Annotated in this window: 15 protein-coding genes; 10 read left to right on the top strand and 5 right to left on the bottom strand. The window is 54.4% G+C overall.

Annotation, left to right across the window (positions count from 1 at the left end; genetic code table 11):
• On the top strand, positions 1 to 1107 hold a 1107-nt coding region (locus VFO10_RS25605; RefSeq protein ID WP_325144850.1), incomplete at its 5' end, for a hypothetical protein.
• On the opposite strand, the gene VFO10_RS25600 is transcribed toward VFO10_RS25605, so the two are convergent.
• From VFO10_RS25600 to VFO10_RS25590, 3 genes are all read right to left on the bottom strand, one after another.
• Positions 1097 to 2107: an amino acid--tRNA ligase-related protein gene (locus tag VFO10_RS25600; protein WP_325144849.1), complete on the bottom strand. Its 1011-nt coding sequence runs from the start codon at positions 2105 to 2107 to the stop codon at positions 1097 to 1099. The two genes, VFO10_RS25605 and VFO10_RS25600, sit on opposite strands and share 11 nt — an antisense overlap.
• Entirely contained in the window at positions 2091 to 4571 is a 2481-nt protein-coding gene (locus VFO10_RS25595) for an ATP-binding protein (protein ID WP_325144848.1), read from the bottom strand. Before VFO10_RS25595 ends, VFO10_RS25600 begins: the two co-directional genes overlap by 17 nt.
• Positions 4572 to 4704: 133 nt before the next feature.
• Complete coding sequence (locus tag VFO10_RS25590) at positions 4705 to 5415, bottom strand: hypothetical protein (protein ID WP_325144847.1); 711 nt, start codon at positions 5413 to 5415, stop codon at positions 4705 to 4707.
• A 629-nt stretch (positions 5416 to 6044) separates the two neighbouring features.
• Between VFO10_RS25590 and VFO10_RS25585 the strand changes: the two genes are divergently transcribed.
• The 3 genes from VFO10_RS25585 (at position 6045) to VFO10_RS25575 (ending at position 10121) form a co-directional block, all read left to right on the top strand.
• A complete protein-coding gene (locus tag VFO10_RS25585; RefSeq protein ID WP_325144846.1) occupies positions 6045 to 6545 on the top strand; it encodes a HAMP domain-containing protein in 501 nt (166 codons plus the stop codon).
• Between the two features lie 79 nt (positions 6546 to 6624).
• Entirely contained in the window at positions 6625 to 7737 is a 1113-nt protein-coding gene (gene rlmN / locus VFO10_RS25580; RefSeq protein ID WP_325144845.1) for a 23S rRNA (adenine(2503)-C(2))-methyltransferase RlmN, read from the top strand.
• Between the two features lie 80 nt (positions 7738 to 7817).
• The gene (locus VFO10_RS25575; RefSeq protein ID WP_325144844.1) at positions 7818 to 10121 is read left to right on the top strand and encodes a FapA family protein; all 2304 of its coding nucleotides are present in this window, start codon (positions 7818 to 7820) and stop codon (positions 10119 to 10121) included.
• A 90-nt stretch (positions 10122 to 10211) separates the two neighbouring features.
• On the opposite strand, the gene VFO10_RS25570 is transcribed toward VFO10_RS25575, so the two are convergent.
• On the bottom strand, positions 10212 to 10937 hold the full coding sequence (locus VFO10_RS25570) for a PilZ domain-containing protein (protein ID WP_325144843.1): 726 nt from the start codon (positions 10935 to 10937) through the stop codon (positions 10212 to 10214).
• Between the two features lie 153 nt (positions 10938 to 11090).
• Between VFO10_RS25570 and VFO10_RS25565 the strand changes: the two genes are divergently transcribed.
• Complete coding sequence (locus tag VFO10_RS25565; RefSeq protein WP_325144842.1) at positions 11091 to 11846, top strand: TlyA family RNA methyltransferase; 756 nt, start codon at positions 11091 to 11093, stop codon at positions 11844 to 11846.
• On the opposite strand, the gene VFO10_RS25560 is transcribed toward VFO10_RS25565, so the two are convergent.
• Positions 11843 to 12802 carry a sigma-54 dependent transcriptional regulator gene (locus tag VFO10_RS25560; RefSeq protein ID WP_325144841.1) on the bottom strand — a complete coding sequence of 320 codons (960 nt, stop codon included), beginning with the start codon at positions 12800 to 12802 and terminating at the stop codon, positions 11843 to 11845. The two genes, VFO10_RS25565 and VFO10_RS25560, sit on opposite strands and share 4 nt — an antisense overlap.
• A 108-nt stretch (positions 12803 to 12910) precedes the next feature.
• On the opposite strand from VFO10_RS25560, the gene VFO10_RS25555 reads away from it, so the two are divergent.
• The 5 genes from VFO10_RS25555 (at position 12911) to VFO10_RS25535 (ending at position 18093) form a co-directional block, all read left to right on the top strand.
• Positions 12911 to 14509: a long-chain fatty acid--CoA ligase gene (locus tag VFO10_RS25555; RefSeq protein WP_325144840.1), complete on the top strand. Its 1599-nt coding sequence runs from the start codon at positions 12911 to 12913 to the stop codon at positions 14507 to 14509.
• Positions 14510 to 14635: 126 nt separating this feature from the next.
• The gene (locus tag VFO10_RS25550) at positions 14636 to 15295 is read left to right on the top strand and encodes a dihydrofolate reductase family protein (protein WP_325144839.1); all 660 of its coding nucleotides are present in this window, start codon (positions 14636 to 14638) and stop codon (positions 15293 to 15295) included.
• 187 nt (positions 15296 to 15482) lie between these two features.
• Positions 15483 to 16085, top strand: coding sequence for a hypothetical protein (locus tag VFO10_RS25545; RefSeq protein ID WP_325144838.1), 603 nt, complete (start codon positions 15483 to 15485; stop codon positions 16083 to 16085).
• 45 nt (positions 16086 to 16130) lie between these two features.
• The gene (locus VFO10_RS25540) at positions 16131 to 17276 is read left to right on the top strand and encodes a cytochrome-c peroxidase (RefSeq protein WP_325144837.1); all 1146 of its coding nucleotides are present in this window, start codon (positions 16131 to 16133) and stop codon (positions 17274 to 17276) included.
• 4 nt (positions 17277 to 17280) lie between these two features.
• Positions 17281 to 18093: a hypothetical protein gene (locus VFO10_RS25535; RefSeq protein ID WP_325144836.1), complete on the top strand. Its 813-nt coding sequence runs from the start codon at positions 17281 to 17283 to the stop codon at positions 18091 to 18093.
• Positions 18094 to 18105: the final 12 nt, after the last annotated feature.

Below are 18105 nucleotides of genomic sequence, written 5' to 3'. Positions count from 1 at the left end.
GAGCAGGGCAAAGGGGAATATCAGGTCGTGGCCTTGCGTTCGGGACTGGTTTATCTTCGGGCGGTAGATGCAAAAGGTGTGGTGCAGCAAAGCTGGATCGTCGATGTTGCCAGCCGCAGTGAAACTGAGAAAGTGGATCGTTGGAAGAGCCTTGTCTGCAATGAGCCCGGGATTCGCTGTGATGACGCGTCTTCAGCTGTTATGGGACAAAGTGATTCCTTGAGCTGGCTGCATAAGGCGCGGGATATCTGTGATAAAAATCCCCCGTGCCGTTTTCGGGCAACGCTGTCCATGAACGCAAGACAGCTGGCGGCCGAGCGCATTTCCCAGGAATTAAAGGCTCAAAAGACCTCTGTTGATGCTGATGGGTTTGTGATACTGGAAAGCCCCTGCCTTGTCCCTGACCCCAAGAGAGATCAGCAGTGGCGCGATTGGATTAAGGAACGCTATGGAGCCCCGACCCAGGTTCGCTGTCAGGAAGAGGTAGACGGGCGCTTTCGATTGGAGGTGGTTGCGGTCGCGCAGAAAAATAGTGACTCTGATTTGAGTAATCCGCTGCATCTAGGCCCGATTCGACTTCTGCCGCAGGACAGTATCGAGGTCTTCTTACAGGGACTTTCGCACCGAAATGATACCAAAATCCTGGCCCGGCCGCGTCTTGCCTTGAACCTCGGGAGTTCCCTGGAAGTCAGCGACGGCATGGATATCGCGACGCTGGCCCCGCAGCGGGATCAGACGCTGGAGATTTGGAAGGCCGTGGGATTTATGCTGCAGGTGAAGCTGGTGGAACAGAGAGGTGATACCGTCAAGGCTTCACTCAATCTTCAGATCAGCCGACCACGCGGTGACCAGAGAGCCCTCGATCGCTCGGGCATGCAGACCGAAACATGGTTAACGCTCGATCAACTTCAGATGGTGGGACAAATCCAGGCAAGAACCGCGGGTTTTGAAGAATCCCGCATTCCCTGGCTTGGTTCCATTCCCTTTTTGGGAGCCCTCTTTCGATGGAATGTAGAGACGACAGCTGATAGTTACGTCTACCTATTGCTTCGCCTCCAGAAGCTGGATCTTGAATTGGCTGAGTTGCCCGAGGAACTTACCGAATAACCCGCGACCAGGGCTTGTTCCAACGGAAGGGCACCACCCGGTCGAGATTCTTCTCACCTAACAAAAGGGCAAGAAGACGATCAAAACCCAAAGCATTCCCGGAGCAAGGTTTTAACTTTTGCTCCAAGGCCGCAAAGAAATCCTCATCCTCCGGCACAGCCCCATGGCCGAGTTTCTCGCGCTGCTCATTGCTGCTTCGGATCCTCTCCCGATTTGCAGCAGGATCCAGCAATTCATCAAACGCATTGCAGAGCTCCACACCCTGCAAATAAAGCTCGAAACGCTGGGCCCGACCATTCGCCACGCGCGCCAGAGCACACTGAGACGCCGGATAATCATAAAGGAAGACAGCTTCCTCTTCCTTAAGCCGCGGTTCGATAACATCAAGAAGGATCTTAAAATAAGCCGTCTCAAAATCATCATCCACCCGCAGCGAAGGGAAACCTTTCAACAAACCCTTACGGGCCAGATCCGGATCGCCATCGACGAGTTCAATCCCGGCCCAGCGGGAAAAGGCTTCAAACATCGACAAACGGTCGGGCTTCACCTTCGGCATACGCACGACGAAACCTGCACTCTGCAAACCAACGGCCACGGACTGCACCAGCTCGGCGGTCAGGGTCATGAAATCAGCAAGACTGATCCCATTCTGATAAAACTCCAGCATGGTGAATTCCGGGTGATGCCAGTCGGCCAGCTCCCCGTGATTTCGAAAACATTTCCCCAGGTGATAAACCCGCTCCAAACCCAAGGCCAAAGCCTGCTTCAGATGAAGCTCGGGGCTGGAACGCAGATAAAGCCGCGTCTCATCTCCCCGGAAATCATGCCAATCGGTGGCAAAATACCCAAGGTGAACCTCGGTCCCCGGACTTTTTACGGCAATCGGGGTATCGAGGCTGAGATAATCGCGGCTTCGAAAAAAATCATGAATCGCGTCCTGAGCCGTCTGCCGGGCTTTCAGGACGCGGATAAGTCCTTCGCGATCAGTCGTGGTGAGCATCTTCCTCGGCCTTGTCCATCCAGATAAGCGCCCGATCCAGCGCACTGTCCTTGAGCAGGACGCTGTCCCCATGAACGTCACGGACGCCCAGCGGAACACCCGTGGCAATCTCAAAGGCCTCAGCAATATGCGATACGGGAATGATCTCGAGGCGTCCGGCTTGCACCGCCGCCTGAGTTTTCTTATGCAGCATCAGATTCTGCGCATTCGCTGCCGGAATTATCACCGTATACTTCTCGCTGCGCCCGACAAGGTCACAGATCTTCCAGAAGCCCTCGATCTTCTCGTTCACGCCCCCAATCGTCTGCACTTCCCCGAACTGGTTCATCGAACCTGTGATCGCAAGATTCTGACGAATAGGCACTCGCGCGAGTGAGCTGATAATCGCAATGACTTCAGCCAGAGTCGCAGAATCCCCGTCGATCATCCCGTAGTTCTGCTCAAAGCAGACGCTTGCGGTAAAAGCATGCGCCTTATTCCGCGGGAAAACCGCCTTGAAATAACCCGCGATGATCATCACCGCCTTATCATGGATCTTCCCCGACAGACGCGCCTGCCGCTCGATATTCAGGATCCCACGTTTGCTGGGCGAAGTTGTACAGGTGATCCGCGCGATTTTACCGAAGGAATAATCGGAATAATCATAGACCGCGAGACCATTGATCTGCCCCACCCGGGTGCCGTCGACCGAAATCAAAATATCCTGCTGCTTGACGAGGCGGAGCAGATACTCCTCCTGCAGATTCAAACGGTAGTATTTCTGATCCAGAGCATCTTCCACGTCCGCACGCTGGACGATGGGATGCCCGCGCTCTTTGGCCATGAAATCCGCTTCAATCGTCAGATCCTTCAGCTCGCCGAACTGCGTGGAAAGAAGGTTCTGATCTTCAATCAAACGTGAACCGTATTCGACGATCGCCGCCACGGCGGATTTATCGAAGGGCAAAAGCTCCTCCCGCCTTGTGCGCGTTGCGATGAAGTTCACGTAGCTCATGATATTATCGTTGTTCCGCTCCATCTTAAAATCAAAGTCGGCCTTGATCTTGAAGATCTTCTGGAACTCCTCGTCCTGCTGGTAAAGGATGTGGTAGATCTCGTCCGTACCGATCAGGATAACCTTCAGATCCAAAGGCACCGGCTCCGGCCGCAGGCCCGAGGTCGGCAGCAGCGAATACTGCTCGCCCATGTCCTCGATAAAGCCCTTGCGGTTGCGCAGTATTCTTTTCAGGGATTCCCACACATTCCCCGGCCGGAAAATATCGAGCGCATTCAAAACGAGGTATCCACCGTTCGCCCGGTGAATCGCGCCCGCCTTGATCATGGTAAAGTCGGTCAGGTACATCCCGTGCTCGACGTTCTTTTCGATCTTGCCGAAAAGATTATAATAGGTCGGGTTGTTTTCAATAATGACCGGCGCTTTTTCGATCTTGCTGTTATCCACGAAGACATTCACCTTGTACTTGGTGAACTTATCCTTGTCCTCGATCAGGTAGGCATCCTCGCCAGTCGGCTGCTCGTCTTCGACGAACTCCAAAAGGTTTTCCTTCACGTCCTCGCGCACCTGCTCGATGTATTCGAGGATCTCAGAAAAGGCTCCGTATTCCTCTAAAAGAGGTATGATCAGGGCCGAAATAATCTGCTCGCCGATCGAACTCCGCAGGTTCTCCAGCTGCTCGCTCGTTTCCTTATCAATGGCCCGGACTTTCCGCGCGAAATCGAGAACCTCGGGTTCCAATTCCGACCGGCGGCCTTCGATTTCGCCGCGCTCATCTTCGGCAAGCTTGGAGTAATCGCGTTCGGTGAGGGGGCGGCCGTCGACGATGGGTATGGTTTCAATGCCCATGCGGGTCGATTTGATCACGAAATCCTTGGCCTTGGCCAGCTTCTCGAGTTCGCTGTAAAGCTTGGATTTAATATCATTGGCCGAGGAAATATAGGTGTTGACCGCGTTCTCGTAGTCTTCGCTCTGAAGGGCCACGGGGATTTCAGAACGGAGCGCCTTGACCAGCTGCTCCATATTCTTCTTCAGTTTGCGGCCTTCCCCACGCGGTAATTTGATGGCGCGCGGAACCTCGATATCCTGGAAGTTATAGAGGTAGACCCAGTCATAGGGTGGGGGCGAATCCGCCGACCATTTTTCCAGGAACTGGCGGATGACACTGGTCTTGCCCGTGCCTTCGATGCCGGCCACATAAATATTGTAACCCGGACGCTTGATGCTCAAACCCATGTTGATCGCGCGAATCGCACGGTCCTGGGCAATGATATCGTTTGAACTTTCCAGCTCATCCGTGGTTTTGAAATTGAATCTATCAGTAGGGCAGCTGGCGTAGACCTGTTCCGCAGATAAAGCCTGGGGGAGCCGCGTCGTCAACTCGGGTTTGGGGGCTGCTGTTTTAACAGGGGTCTTCTTGGTGCGTGCCGACTTGCTGGCTTGGGCTGGCTTCTTGGTTTTCTTCTTCAAGGTCAGTTCAACTCCCTGCGCCAAAATCGGCTGGGAGGATGAAAGAGGGGCTGGCTCATCCTCGTCAGCGTTGGCGCATTAAAACGTCAACGCGTGCCCGAGAATTCATAGCCTCCTGGCAGGCATCAACGCATCATACAAACACATCCATGACTTCGACGAGCTTAAAGTCTCCCGCCACCTCATTCAGCTTGGGAGAAAGATCAAACTCCATCGCCGCTGGTTTCAATCTCAAAAGGAGATTGGTGAGAAACTTCTCACCCTTGCCATGGGCTTCCGTGAGAAAATAGTCTCCGTAGGCATCAAGAAAGTCAAGCGCGTCTTCGACTGAATCGCGACTTGGGCTCTCCATCAGATGCTGGATGCCTCGCTGCAGCCACTGCGAGAGTTCCTGGAAGTTGATCTTTTCCTTGATGCCGATGCGCAGACAGTCATTGCAGATCTGGGTTTTGATGTCCGGAGGCAAAAGCTCCAGGTAGTTGCCGTAGGTGTAGTTCAAAGTGCGATAGGCGCCGCGACGATTGCGGGTCATCTCCATCAAGCGGACTTTTTCCATCACCTGGCCATAGGCATCGACTGCATTCTGAACCGCTTTGCGCTCACGCTCCTGCAGGGCTTCCAGCTGAACCTTATGACGATCGCGCAGCACCACGAAGGCTTTATGAACCTCGTTGTAGCTCAGGGGGTCGTGCACATCCGGATTTTTATTCAAGGCGTCGGTCAGGTATTCGACGACGTGCGGGACTTTTGTATGGGTTTGTTCTGCGATCTGGACCAGACTCCATTTGACACTGTCCGGCCAGATTTTCAGCACCGCTTCCAATTCGAGAATAAAGTCCAGCATCGTCGCCCCCTTGAAAAGGAAATGGTGAACGCAGCGCGTGTACGCTTTTGTTTTGTTGAGTTTTGCTCTTTAAAACAGCTTACGGCCTGGCCGATCGAAATGCAAAATTTTTGGAAGAGATTGACGTAGCGGCGGACGTGCGGCGTGGGGCATCTTATGGAAAGAGCTGTCTCCTTTTTCTCGAACTTCAGGATTCAGCAAAGGATCTGATTTATGGATTCATCAAAGACGAGCGAAACTTTGGGAATAAGCCCAAAAAAATAAAGAGCAGCCGGAAAAACAAGGGGACGCCCTTTTCTTCCGGCTGCTCTTGACCAGCGTGAGGCTTGAACTCGAAAGGTCCATGACCAACGAGCAGGCCTCAACACATTATTTGGTCCGTAATGCTCGACGCAGGCGCATCATACGACGCTTCTTACGACCAACTTTACGACGACCTTTAGGATGTTTTCTTCTGTGTCTTGACCCGTGCAATGTCCACTCCACACGTTAAGGTTGTGACCGGAGCCAGGAGCCTAACGGCGTTCCACGAAAAAGGCAAGATTTTTCTTGCCCCCTTTTCGCCGCTCAAGGCACACTGTCAATGTGTCAGCAATCCACGCCCAGCCCTATTCGGAGGCATCCGCCCTATGAGTCCTTCTCCTGTCGATCACGGTCGTCGCCTCGTCCCGATGCTGACGGAGTTCTTCTGGCATTCGCGCTTCGGTGTGCAGGTCATCGCCACGACCCTGATTTTCCTGGGCTGCGCGAGCTTTTTCATCTACCAGGCCTTTGAACAGCAGTACCAGAGCGTAGCCGAGATCTTTAAGGTCGTGAACCCCGAGCTGAAACACGAGCTGGTGTTCAATGACATCCTGATGCGAAATGTTATCTTCCTGATTCTCTCCATTTTGGCTTATATCGTCGCTATGGTGATCCTGATCATAAGGTCCCGCCATAAGTATTCGGGTCCACTCGTGTCGGTGCAGAAGTTCATCGAGGCGGTCACCCGCGGGGAATACAGCCATCGCATCGTGATCCGCAAGGGGGATGAAATGCAGGAGCTGGTGGTCGCCCTGAATGAGATGGCGGAGCACCTGGAGCGGCGACATGGCTCGATAGCGACATCGGACCGCGTTGCAGGGAATTGATCGGGGCTGATTTCAATGTCTTGGTCTTGCATGGCTCGGCTTTTATCACTATGGTAGGGGCCTCAGAGGAAGACCCGTCATGCAGGACATGTACAGCCAAAGCTTAGCCGATCTTGAGCAGTATTGCACACGCCTTGGCGTGCCCACTGTTCATGCCAAAACACTGTATCGCCGTCTCTTCAAAGACTTCGATAGGGCGCCTTGGGAAACGGCCGGCCTGCCTTTGGTTCTGGCCGAACATCTGCGTTCTGACATGCGCTGCAATGAAGCGAGCATCGCCGAGGAATCGCTTTCACGCTACGACGGGACCGTGAAATTTCTGGTGCGCATGGAAGATGGTTCCCTTGTGGAATCGGTTCTGATGCCCGAGAAAAAACGTATCACCCTCTGCATATCAAGCCAGGTCGGATGTGCGATGGCCTGCACCTTCTGTCACACAGGGCGCATGGGCCTCAAACGCAATCTGACCGCGGGTGAAATCGCGGCCCAGGTGGTTTTGGCTCAAAAATGGATTCGCGAGCATGCCTCCTGGCGCGAGGAACGCGGCTATCCCTGGTTTGCTGCCATTTCCAATATCGTCTTCATGGGTATGGGCGAGCCCCTTGATAATATAGAGGGCGTGTCCCAGGCTCTACGTATTCTTTCTGATCCCATGGGTTTGAATCTGGCTCTGCGGAAAATTTCCGTGTCGACCGCCGGGCATCTGGATGGTTTGAAAATTCTTTTGGAGCGCTTCCCCAAGGTGTCGCTGGCTTTGAGCCTGCATGCCACCACCGAACGCGAACGTTCCCAGCTGATGCCGATCAATCGTCGCTGGCCGATCGGCATCATCCTTGACTATCTGCGGGAATTCTATCGGCAGCGGGATGACGATGCCTGCCTTCTGGTCCAGTACACCGTGATTCGTGGCGTCAACGACAGCTTTGAACATGCCGACCGCATCGTGGAGCTGCTGCAGGGCGTGCCGGTGAAATTGAATCTGATCCCGCTCAATGAAGTCGAGCCCAGCCGCTTTCAAGGTCCGGATCCTGAATCCCTCGAACGCTTCCGGGATCGCATCAACGCGGCCGGTGTGCGCGTGATGATCCGCTACAGCAAGGGTCAGGACATTGCAGCCGCCTGCGGTCAGCTGGTTGTCAAAGCCGAAAATCGCAAATCAAACCCCGCCTCCGAGCCTGCCTCGATATCCTGATTGCGCAGGGCGACGTCAAAGCCCTATCATGAATCTACGGTACCTCATAAAAACAGTTAGGCCACGGCAAGGAGTGATGCGTGGAGCAGGACATCCGTTTGGTGTACGCTGCAGTCAGCAATCAGGTTCGCGTCAGCTTTTCCGCGGAGTTGGTGCGCGAAGATCGCAAACCCCCCAAGGATTTGTATAAAAGAGCCAAAGCCAAACTTGAGGATGAGGCAAGCAAGGGCAATATCGAAACCTTTGTGCTTTACGAAAACGCGTTCCAGCAGTTTTGGAATCACCTGCGCGAGCATGAGGATCTGGACAACAAGAATGCCCAGTTCTGCATAGCCCATGGCTTTCGCAACTATAAGGACATTCTGCTGAAGCCTGGAGCCGCAAAGGAATGGAACCTCAGCATTCAGTGCGCCCCGGATGTTGTCAGTAAAATCGGTTGGCCGCGTTTTCATGCCTTCATCCAAAAGCAGATAGGTTTGGAACCCTACACGTCCCCCATGCTTGAGCTTCGCATTCTGGAAAACTACTGGCGGGCGATGCGCGGTGAGAAAATTCAGAACGTCGTGCTCGCCGCGCAGGAGCTTGATGATGAGCTGCCGCCTTTGAAATTTTCCCTGGATAAAACCCGCGGGACCCTCATGCTTTGGATCAGCCAGGCGGAATTGATCCAGACCAGCGGTCACAAGAAAATCCAGGCCCAGGTGCAGGCATTCATGGAAAAAAACAAGGCCGCGCTGCCCGACTATCATGTGATGAGCCGGGAATACGCCGAGGTCTTGAAAGAACTGAGTGCGATGCCGGAAAGCTTTGGTTTCGGCCTGCCCGTTGGCCTGCCCATTGCGATCAAGGGCGCGGCAACAGCTGCATCCGCACCGAAAAAAGATGGGAAACCCCAGGCGGCATCACCGGAACCTTCCAAGGCGGCGCGCCCGGCCCCAGGCGGCAAGCCTCTTGAGAAGGCGGTCGCGGCTGCTGACAGGTTGATTGAAATCGAGATCAATCCAGATAATCTGGAAGCGCATGTCAGCTGGGCCGACGACGCTAAACTGCAGTCCGGTGATTACGATCAGGACAAAAAATGGCTGGAGGACGCCGTGGCGGAAGCCGGCATTCGCTATGGCCATGAAGGGTTCCTGGATAAAATCATGAGCCTTGTGGCTCTGGGGCAGAGCATTAAAAATCAGATCGTGGCCCGCGGTATTCCCGCCAAGGCCGGGGATCAAACCTATCTGCATCCGCTCTATCTGGAAAAAAAAGTGGAAGAGACGGACAACGTCATCGATATGAGGTCAGCCCAGAATAAAAAAGTCGTCGACACCGGAGATGCGATTGCCGAGCTTCGCTTTCGCGATGGCAAGACCGGAATGGACATCATGGGGCGACCTTTGCACGCGACGGTCAAGCAGACGAGCTACACGATCACTGTGGGGCCCGGTGTGGAGCGTCGCGAGGATGGACGTTATTATGCCCTGCTGCGTGGGATGCCCAAGATTGAAAGGCATACCATTTCCTGTCTGAAGGTGTATGTGCATCGCGGGGATGTGAACCTGAAAACCGGGGATATCACCTTCGATGGAACGGTCGAAGTCAAAGGCAGCATTGATAACGGCGCCCGTGTTTACGCGCAGGGTGACTTGATCGTTCGCGGGGGAATCGGCCGATCGCGGGTTCGCTGCGGTGGGGATTTGAGCGTGGGCAAAGGCATCGTCACCTCACGCGAAGGCATGGTGCATGCAGGCGGTGATGTGAATGCGCTCTTTATTGAAAATAGCCGGGTGCTGGTGGAAGGCATGCTGGAAGTCGAGCAGTCCATCCTGAATAGTGACTGCAAAGTGGCTGGCGAGATCGTGGTCAAAGGCGGATCCAAAGGCCTGATCGGTGGCGGTGTCGTGGTCAGCGAAACCGGAATTCGCACCCAGGATCTGGGTTTCGCCGACGGTGAAAAAACCCAGTGCCGGGTCGGCAGTGACTGGCGGCTTGAACATCGCACGACCATCCTGCGCGGACGCGAAGCCAAGCTCAAGCGCTTCGTAACCGATCGCCAGTATGAGTTCGATGATCTGACCAAGAAGAAGGCCACCGGGGAGCGGATTCAGAAGATCGAAAAGCGACTGATCAAAGGCAAGAAGCTGCTCGAGAAAATCGAGAAGCTGGCCGAGACCACGCAGAAGAAAATTCGCTGGAATGATATGGCGATTCTGATTGTGCGCGGCGTAATTGATCCCAACGTGGAAATTGCGATTGGCGGACGGATCGTTGGGGTTCCGAAAAGTCTGCGTGAGGTCATGTTCACGGCCGTTCGCTATCGCGATGGCTATGTGAATTCACTGATCTATCTGGAGCAGTATAAGAAGAATCGGTCAGGGGAAGGCGACGCTATTTGAATGGCGCGATCTGGGGAAGGCGCCGCTATTTGCATGGCGCGATCTGGGGAAGGCGCCGCCATTTGAATGGGGCGCCCCGGGTCGATCGAATTATAGATAATAGACGAGTTTCGGATCGTCGTGCTGGCTCTTGGCTATGTATTTTTCCAGGCGTTTTTGCGAATCACCGTTGAAATCCTCGAAGCGGATGCCAAGGCCGGCCGGCGTGTTCTTGCGTGTGTCGGCATTGATGCGGCGCACGACTTCGCCTTCGACCTTGATGGGTTTTTTATAGCCCGGCAGCGAGAAGCTGAGGCCCAGCTTGGTGCCAGCAGGGATGTCCATTTCCGTCGTCAGAAGAATGCCGGACTTGGACACGTCCTGAATGCTGCATTCGTAAGTCTTGCCCTGATGTTCGAAGGACACGGAACCTTCATGATTCACGCGTTCGGTGCCACGGATTTTTTCTTCCAGGAGGTTGCGCACCTGCTCGATGAAGAATTCACGGGGAACTGGCGTTTCAATGAAAAGGTCCGGACCGTTGTCGCGTGCAGTCACGCGCTTGGGCAGGGGCTGAACGCTCGTGAAGATCACGGGAATCGCGGCGGTCTCGGCCTGCTTTTTGAAATGCTCACACATGCTGACCGCATCAATCTCTGCATAATCAAAGTTAATGACGATGACGTCAGCCGCTTCCTTATGGAGCATTTCCTTGGCCTGGCCGAAGTTGGTGGCTTGGCTGATGTGGGCTCCGACCTTGCGGTAACCGGCCTTTTCGAGGTCGGATGTGATCCGCTTCTCGTCCACAAATAGAATTTTAAGCGTTCCCTTCGACATAATGCACCGATCCTCCCGACAGGGGCTGTAGTCAACATCAGATGATGAATCATCGGCAGAGTCTTGAAAATATTGAGTCCAAACTTGCGCTTGTCAGTAAACCGTGGGAAAAGATTGCGGAAACCGCGTGATTCAGGAGGTCCCCAAAGACGCATGGCGAAATCGGAAAAAAAGGATAAATATCGCCTGGATGAGCGCCTGGTTGCCCTGGGTCTGGTGGGGGATTTGGCCGAGGCGCGGGCCCTTATTATGGCCGGCCAGGTCCTGGTGGACGAGCAAAGAATGGATAAACCGGGCCAGCCGGTCCGGGATGGACAAAACCTGCGTTTGAAAGACCAGAAACGTTTTGTCAGCCGGGGCGGGGACAAACTCTGGGGGGCCATCCAGGATTTGGGGCTGGCGTCCCTGGTTTCCGGAGCCACGGTTTTGGATTGCGGGGCTTCGACTGGAGGCTTTACCGATTGCTGCCTGCAGCTGGGCGCGAAGAAAGTTTACGCTCTGGATGTCGGGCATAATCAGCTGGCCTGGAAACTGAGGACGGATCCCAGGGTGGTGGTGAAGGAACAGTGTGATATTCGTCAGGTGACCGAGGTCATTGATGCAGAGATCAATTGGGTGGTCGCGGATATCAGTTTTAATTCCGTGGATCGCCTACTGCCAGCAATATGCGCAGCGGTGCCTGCCCATGCAGTGCATTTTTTGATTCTGGTGAAACCGCAGTTTGAGTTGTCCGCGGATGCTGTGCCTGAAGGTGGAGTCGTGTCGGATGATGCGAGCCGTCAGGCGGCTTTGAAGATAGCGCTTCAGGCCATGCAGCGTGAAGGTCTTGAATTTTTGAAGAGCGTGGATAGCCAGGTGACGGGCCGGGAAGGCAACCGGGAAATCTTCGTGCTCGCGCGTAAGGTCTAACGACCATCCAAGCGATATTCCCGCATCTTGCGCCAGAGCGTGGCGCGACTCATTCCCAGTTTTTCAGCCGCTTCATGCCGTGAGCCCGCTGTTGCATCCAGGGCTTCAAGGATGCGGCGCCGCTCCTTGGTCTTCACATTATCCTCGACACCTGGCGGTGATTCGCCGCGGAGTTCGGGGGTCAGATCATGAAGGGTCACATCGGGGCCTTCGCCCATCACATGAGCATATTCCATGACATTACGAAGTTCGCGAATATTGCCGGGCCAGCCATAGGATTGCATGGCTTCGAGGGCTTCCGCCCGAATGCGTTGAACTTTGCGCATGGACTGCTCGTTCAGCTGCTGCAGAAAAAGGTGGGCGAGCATGGGAATATCCTGGCCCCTTTCCCGCAGAGGCGGCAGGAACAGGGGAATGACCCGCACGCGGTACATGAGGTCAGCGCGGAATCTTTGATCTTCCACCACCTGTCTTAAGGATTCATGCGTCGCTGAAATAAGGCGCACATCCACAGCCTTGGGCGTCGTGGAACCCAAAGCTGTGAACGTATGTTCCTGCAGAACGCGCAGAAGCCGCGGCTGGACGTCGAGGGGAATTTCCACGATTTCATCCAGAAAGAGCGAGCCCTTGTGCGAGACTTCGAAGAGGCCCTTGCGATTGTGGGACGCGCCGGTAAAAGCTCCCTTTACGTGGCCAAAGAGCTCGGAAATGGCCAGTTCGCGGGTCAGGGTCGCACAGTTAACCGCGTGAAAAGGCCCCTGCGCCCGCCGGCTCAACGTGTGAATGGCCCGGGCTGCCAGCTCTTTCCCCGTTCCGGATTCCCCGCGGATAAGAACGGGTGCATCCGTGTTCGCGGCCTTTTTCAGCATTTCAAAAAATTGAAACATGGCCGGAGCCGAACTGATCATGCCTTGAAAATTTTTAATGTCAGCGGGTGGGGTATAACTCAAAGGCATGGCGGACTCCACAGATGAATACTCACGTCAGGATAATCGCAAAATTTGCTCTTTCCTATCCAAAAAAAATTTGCGAGCTTCTTTCCAAATCTGAACAAGGGGGCTCCTGTGTTTGAATCCACCATGATGGATATTCCATTGACCATCGACATGATTTTGGATCGGGCTCGGAATGTTATACCGGAGGCGGAGGTTATTTCCCGTCAACCGGATCGCCAGCTTCATAAAACCACGTATGGAGCTGTCGCGGAACGTGCCGAGCAGCTGGCTCGGGCTTTGATGGAAGCCGGTATAAGACCGCGGGATCGTGTGGCGACGCTGATGTGGAATCATAGTCAGCATCTGGAGTGTTACCTGGGAATTCCTTTGGCCGCGGCTGTGATCCATACTCTGAATCTGCGGCTGCACCCGGATGAAATCGCCTTCATTGCCCAGGATGCCCAGGATCGCTTTCTGATTGTGGATGAATGTCTGCTCCCGCTTTTTGAAGCATTCCGCTCGAAATACTCATTCGAGCAGGTGATTGTTGTGGGGGCGACCAAAGCCTTGCCAGCAGGGGCGGTGGATTACGAGGATTTTCTGCAGCGTGGGGCCGGGTCTTCGCTGCCCTTGCCCAGGCTGCAGGAGAATGATCCCTTAGGCTGCTGCTATACGAGCGGGACGACCGGCAAGCCCAAGGGTGTGGTGTATTCGCATCGTTCGACGATCCTGCATAGCCTGGTCACGGCCTTGCCCGATTCCCTTGATCTTTCCCAGGATGATTGCCTGATGGCGGTTGTTCCGATGTTTCATGTGAATGCGTGGGGGTTGCCCTATACAGCAACGCTGATCGGTGCGCGCCAGGTGCTGCCGGGACCTTTTTTGGATGCGGCGAGCCTTGTGGATCTTATGGAAAACGAAAAGGTGACCGTGGCCGCGGGTGTGCCCACGATCTGGATGAGTATCCGCGAGGAATTGGATGCAAGGCCTCGGAAACTGAAGGCACGGATGGTGGTCGGTGGTGCCGCGGCACCTGAGCAGTTGATTCGGGATTTTGATCGACTGGGTTTGGAATTGATCCAGGCCTGGGGGATGACGGAGACTTCGCCGGTTGGTTTGGTTTCGCGTTTGACACCGGCGGCGCGGGAGCTGCCTTTGGAGCAGCAGTATAAACTGAGAGCCAAGCAGGGCCGGCCAGCGCCTTTGGTGCAGATTCGGGTTTGCAATGAAAAGGGCGAGGTTCCCTTGGATGGAAAAACGAGTGGCGAATTGCAGATTCGCGGGCCTTGGATTACCCGCTGCTATACATCGGGTGTGGTGGATCAGCGGTGGACGGATGATGGTTATTTTAAAACGGGGGACGTGGCGAATCGCGATGCCCTGGGTTATGTGCAGCTGACCGATCGCACGGCGGATCTTATCAAGTCAGGTGGCGAATGGATTGCGAGCCAGGTGCTCGAAAATGCGATCATGGGGCATCCTGCTGTTCGGGAGGCGGCCGTGATTGGTGTGCCGCATCCGAAGTGGAGTGAAAGACCTTTGGCTGTGGTGGTTTTAAAGCCTGGTCATCAGGCCGATTCGGATGCTTTGCGGGAGCACCTGGCGCCGCATTTTGCGAAGTTTCAGTTGCCGGATGCCTTTGTGTTCGCGGATGCGATTCCGCGGACTTCGGCTGGGAAGTTTAAGAAGACGGAGCTGAGGCAGGAATATCGGGATTGGTCCTGGTAAGCTGTCAGGACGAGTTGGGTGGCTTGCGTGAATCCGCAAAGCCCCCCCCTGCAACATTCATATAGACTCCGTTATACGGCACATGAATACTTTGATGACGATTACTTTTTGGAAGGGGGATCATGAATGGCTAAGCTTGTAGCTCGTTGCATTACGCTGTCTCTTGACGGATTCTCGGCGGCTCGTGACCAAAGTCTTGAGAATCCGTTTGGTACAGACGGAATCCAGATCATGGACTGGGCTTTTGCTACCCGCACATTCCGGCAAATGTTCGGCCAGGAAGGTGGCAGTACAGGCATCGATGATAATTTTGCAAAGCAGGCTGATCAGGGCATCGGTGCCAATATTATCGGTCGCAACATGTTCGGTCCGATACGAGGTCCTTGGCGCGATACGGAATGGAAGGGCTGGTGGGGACCCAACCCGCCCTATCATACGCCTGTTTTTGTGCTGACCCATCACGCAAGGGCCTCAATTCCCATGGAAGGCGGCACCACGTTTCACTTTGTCACGGAAGGTATCGAAGTCGCCTTAAAAAAGGCTTTTGAAGCGGCCAAAGGTCGGGACGTTCGGGTGGGAGGTGGAGCCAACGTAATCAAGCAGTACCTTCGCGCCGGGCTCATCGATGAACTGCATCTGGTCATGACTTCAAAACTCCTGGGTGCAGGAGAGCGACTGTTCGAAGGCACGGACGAGATATCGAAGACTTATGAGTGTGCTGAATACATACCTTCTGAAACTGTGACTCATGTGCGTCTGGTCAAGCGTAGGGTCTCCTTGGTCTGAGCCCCTTGTCTTATGACATAACCTGCCCCAGCGAGCGGCAATGCTGCAGCTTATTCTGAAAGAAAAACAGCCGGAATGATCTCATGATGAGTTCATATTTCCTGCAAATGCATGCCACCAGCCGCAGTTGACAAAGACGCGGAGCGCGCAGAATACTGGCATACAAAATTCAGAATGGGAGTATGTCATGCTAAAGAAACTTTGGAAGCTGCTTATGCTGTCTCTGGCCCTGCTCATTGGGGCAGAAGGTTTTGCGGCTGAAGGTCGCTACGCTCTTACAGTGAAGGGTGCGCTTTTGGAAAAGGATGAGCAGATCACCCTTCTTTCCCCTTCAGGTTCTGCCATCACCATTCCCAGTGCCACGGTTCGTGGCAAACCCGTATTGATCGGAATATTTCATGCAGGATTTTCCCAGGGGAATGACTCGCCCATTGATTACCACTGGACCACAGTCGGCGAGGATTTGACTTATGGTTTCACAACAGAAGCCCATTATGAAGATGGTCCTTATGATGCCGTGCTTATTGTTTATATCAATACGCCTATTACTCAGGACATTATGAATGGCGATCCTCTGGATGCGCCACCCCCCGTCAAAGGCGATCTGAGCAGTTTCACCCTGGATTCGAGCGTGGTCGAGGGCAATGATCCGGAGCTTGTGAATGGTCTGGTTCGTCTGAACGTTCACGGCAAGGATACCGACGTCTCCGTGAGCAATAAACCACTCACCGGCACGTCAACGGAAGACGTCTTGAAAGCCCTAACCAATACGTTCCTTATTATGCCCTAATAGAGGCTCCCAACCCACGGAACATTTCATTGCAGGAGATGAGCTATGCGCCTCGTCAGACTGTTTGCGGCCTTTTGTTTTTTTGGACCCGGCTTTTTCATGAGTGTGGCTCTGAGTCAGACTCCCACGCTTCGTTATCCTCAATTGGGGCCTGTGCCGCTACTCCCTGAGTGGAAAGACAATCCAGCGACGGAAGCGAAGAAAGCCCTGGGGCGCCTTCTTTTTTCAGAAAGGCGTCTTTCGGGAAGTGGACAGATCGTCTGCGGAACCTGTCACCCTTCGAATGCAGATTTTCAGTCGAATACCCCACTCGACCTGCCTGATCGTTCGTATCCACATCTGGCTCCGGCGCTTCATCGCAATGCGCCCTCACTTCTTAACATCGTCTACGCTCCCATGTTGCGCTGGGATGGTTCTCACTTCACGGATCTGGCTGATGCCATGGTTCTGCCGCTGGCCGAGGCCAACATGAATCTGACCAAGGGCATTCCTGCGTCGGATCCTTTCACGATTCACATTCCTTCGGCCCAGGAGACACTTAAAGAGCGTCTGACGCGCGGGGAACTGCGTGGCTATCTTCCTCTTTATCGCGAAGCATTTGGTGTGGATCCCATGAATCTGTCGCAGGAAGAAATCTGGCGTCTTACTGGGCAGGCCCTCGCTGTTTTTATCCGCATAGCCGTGTCACGCGATGCGGCATTTGATAGGTGGAATGCCGGCGATGACACGGCGATTCCCGAGGCTGCCAAGCGTGGAGCCGAGCTTTTTGTGGGCAAGGCTCGCTGTGTTGCCTGTCACAGCGGACCTTTCTTCAGCGATTTCAAGTTCCATAATATTTCCAGCTCACCACCGAATGCAGAGGGTGCGCGGGCCGACGAAGGTCGTTATACAGTCACAGGTCTTGAAAAAGATCGCGGGGCTTTCCTTACGCCGACTCTTCGTTCTGTAGCCCGCAGTTCGCCCTACTTTCACAACGGCTCCCAAACGCGACTCGTGAATGTGATTCGACACAAAACCGGCGAAAATGCCAGGAAGGATCCCTTGCATGATCCCATACTCGCGCAGACCACAGCTTTAAGCGATGCCGACATCAATGACCTTGTGGCTTTTTTAAAGACACTGGATGGCAAGCCGCTACCCAAGGACGAAATCAGTCTCCCGCTTGACTTTCCTAATCCTATTGAGGAGTAATTCTATGCAATCAGTACTCGTTTCCACTTTGTTCAGCGTCACAACTCTGCTCGTCACGGCCTGTGGTGCCAACCCAAACACGTCGAGCCTTAACGTCGAACCCGGCAGCACCGTCAATGACAAGGACGCGGCCCTCTTTTTAGGCCAGTACGCGATTCGAGGCAACCTGGCCACGATACAAAACCTGCCCTTCGTCGGCAAAACACCGGCTCTTTCTTCGGCCTATTCACTTTTGACTCTTGAACGCGACGGCAGCGGCGTGAAAGCGATCGAGCGCAACTGCCACATCACCATCACAAGCTCCGGGCCTGTGAAACAGCTGATTCCCGATGCCCTGCCACAATCCGCAGCGCCCATCGTTTCGCCCTTCCGCATCTGGCCCGAGGGGGATACCCTGCGTTTCGCCAAGGATGAATCACCTATCGTGATAGGCGCCAAGGTCCAGGGCAGCAGCGAAGCCCTGCCCACCAGCATCAGTGACGCTCGCGTCGTCGATCAGGATGGTGACGGGCATCCGGGTGTCACGGTGAAAGTTTCGGGCCTGATTACAGGTGAAATTTACCTCGTGCAACGCGTGAGGCAGAGTTGGAGCGGGCAATTGGGTGCCGATGGACAGCTTTCCTTCGCCCTGATGCAGGACGCGGGTGAGCAAACGGTTCTGGATGCTTCATCCAGTCTTTTGAAGAAAACACCGGAAATCAGCAAGGATCCTGACGCCAGCAAAACCAACGTCAGCTTTGTGAAGTTGCCAGCGACCGAGGACTATGACTGCGGCCGCCTGATCAAAGACCTTGACAGTCTGTGGCCAGCAGGTTGAAGATCCGCATCG

Origin of the sequence: Oligoflexus sp., assembly GCF_035712445.1 — a bacterium.
Classification (GTDB): Bacteria; Bdellovibrionota_B; Oligoflexia; order Oligoflexales; family Oligoflexaceae; genus Oligoflexus.
This window is presented reverse-complemented; position numbering and strand designations above follow the sequence as displayed.

Excerpts from the sequence above, each read along its gene's own strand:
- VFO10_RS25600 (WP_325144849.1), bottom strand. The coding sequence starts at position 2,107 with ATGCTCACCACGACTGATCGCGAAGGACTTATCCGCGTCCTGAAAGCC.
- VFO10_RS25590 (WP_325144847.1), bottom strand. The coding sequence starts at position 5,415 with ATGCTGGACTTTATTCTCGAATTGGAAGCGGTGCTGAAAATCTGGCCG.
- VFO10_RS25585 (WP_325144846.1), top strand. The coding sequence starts at position 6,045 with ATGAGTCCTTCTCCTGTCGATCACGGTCGTCGCCTCGTCCCGATGCTG.
- rlmN (WP_325144845.1), top strand. The coding sequence starts at position 6,625 with ATGCAGGACATGTACAGCCAAAGCTTAGCCGATCTTGAGCAGTATTGC.
- VFO10_RS25570 (WP_325144843.1), bottom strand. The coding sequence starts at position 10,937 with ATGTCGAAGGGAACGCTTAAAATTCTATTTGTGGACGAGAAGCGGATC.
- VFO10_RS25565 (WP_325144842.1), top strand. The coding sequence starts at position 11,091 with ATGGCGAAATCGGAAAAAAAGGATAAATATCGCCTGGATGAGCGCCTG.
- VFO10_RS25560 (WP_325144841.1), bottom strand. The coding sequence starts at position 12,802 with ATGCCTTTGAGTTATACCCCACCCGCTGACATTAAAAATTTTCAAGGC.
- VFO10_RS25550 (WP_325144839.1), top strand. The coding sequence starts at position 14,636 with ATGGCTAAGCTTGTAGCTCGTTGCATTACGCTGTCTCTTGACGGATTC.
- VFO10_RS25545 (WP_325144838.1), top strand. The coding sequence starts at position 15,483 with ATGCTAAAGAAACTTTGGAAGCTGCTTATGCTGTCTCTGGCCCTGCTC.
- VFO10_RS25540 (WP_325144837.1), top strand. The coding sequence starts at position 16,131 with ATGCGCCTCGTCAGACTGTTTGCGGCCTTTTGTTTTTTTGGACCCGGC.
- VFO10_RS25535 (WP_325144836.1), top strand. The coding sequence starts at position 17,281 with ATGCAATCAGTACTCGTTTCCACTTTGTTCAGCGTCACAACTCTGCTC.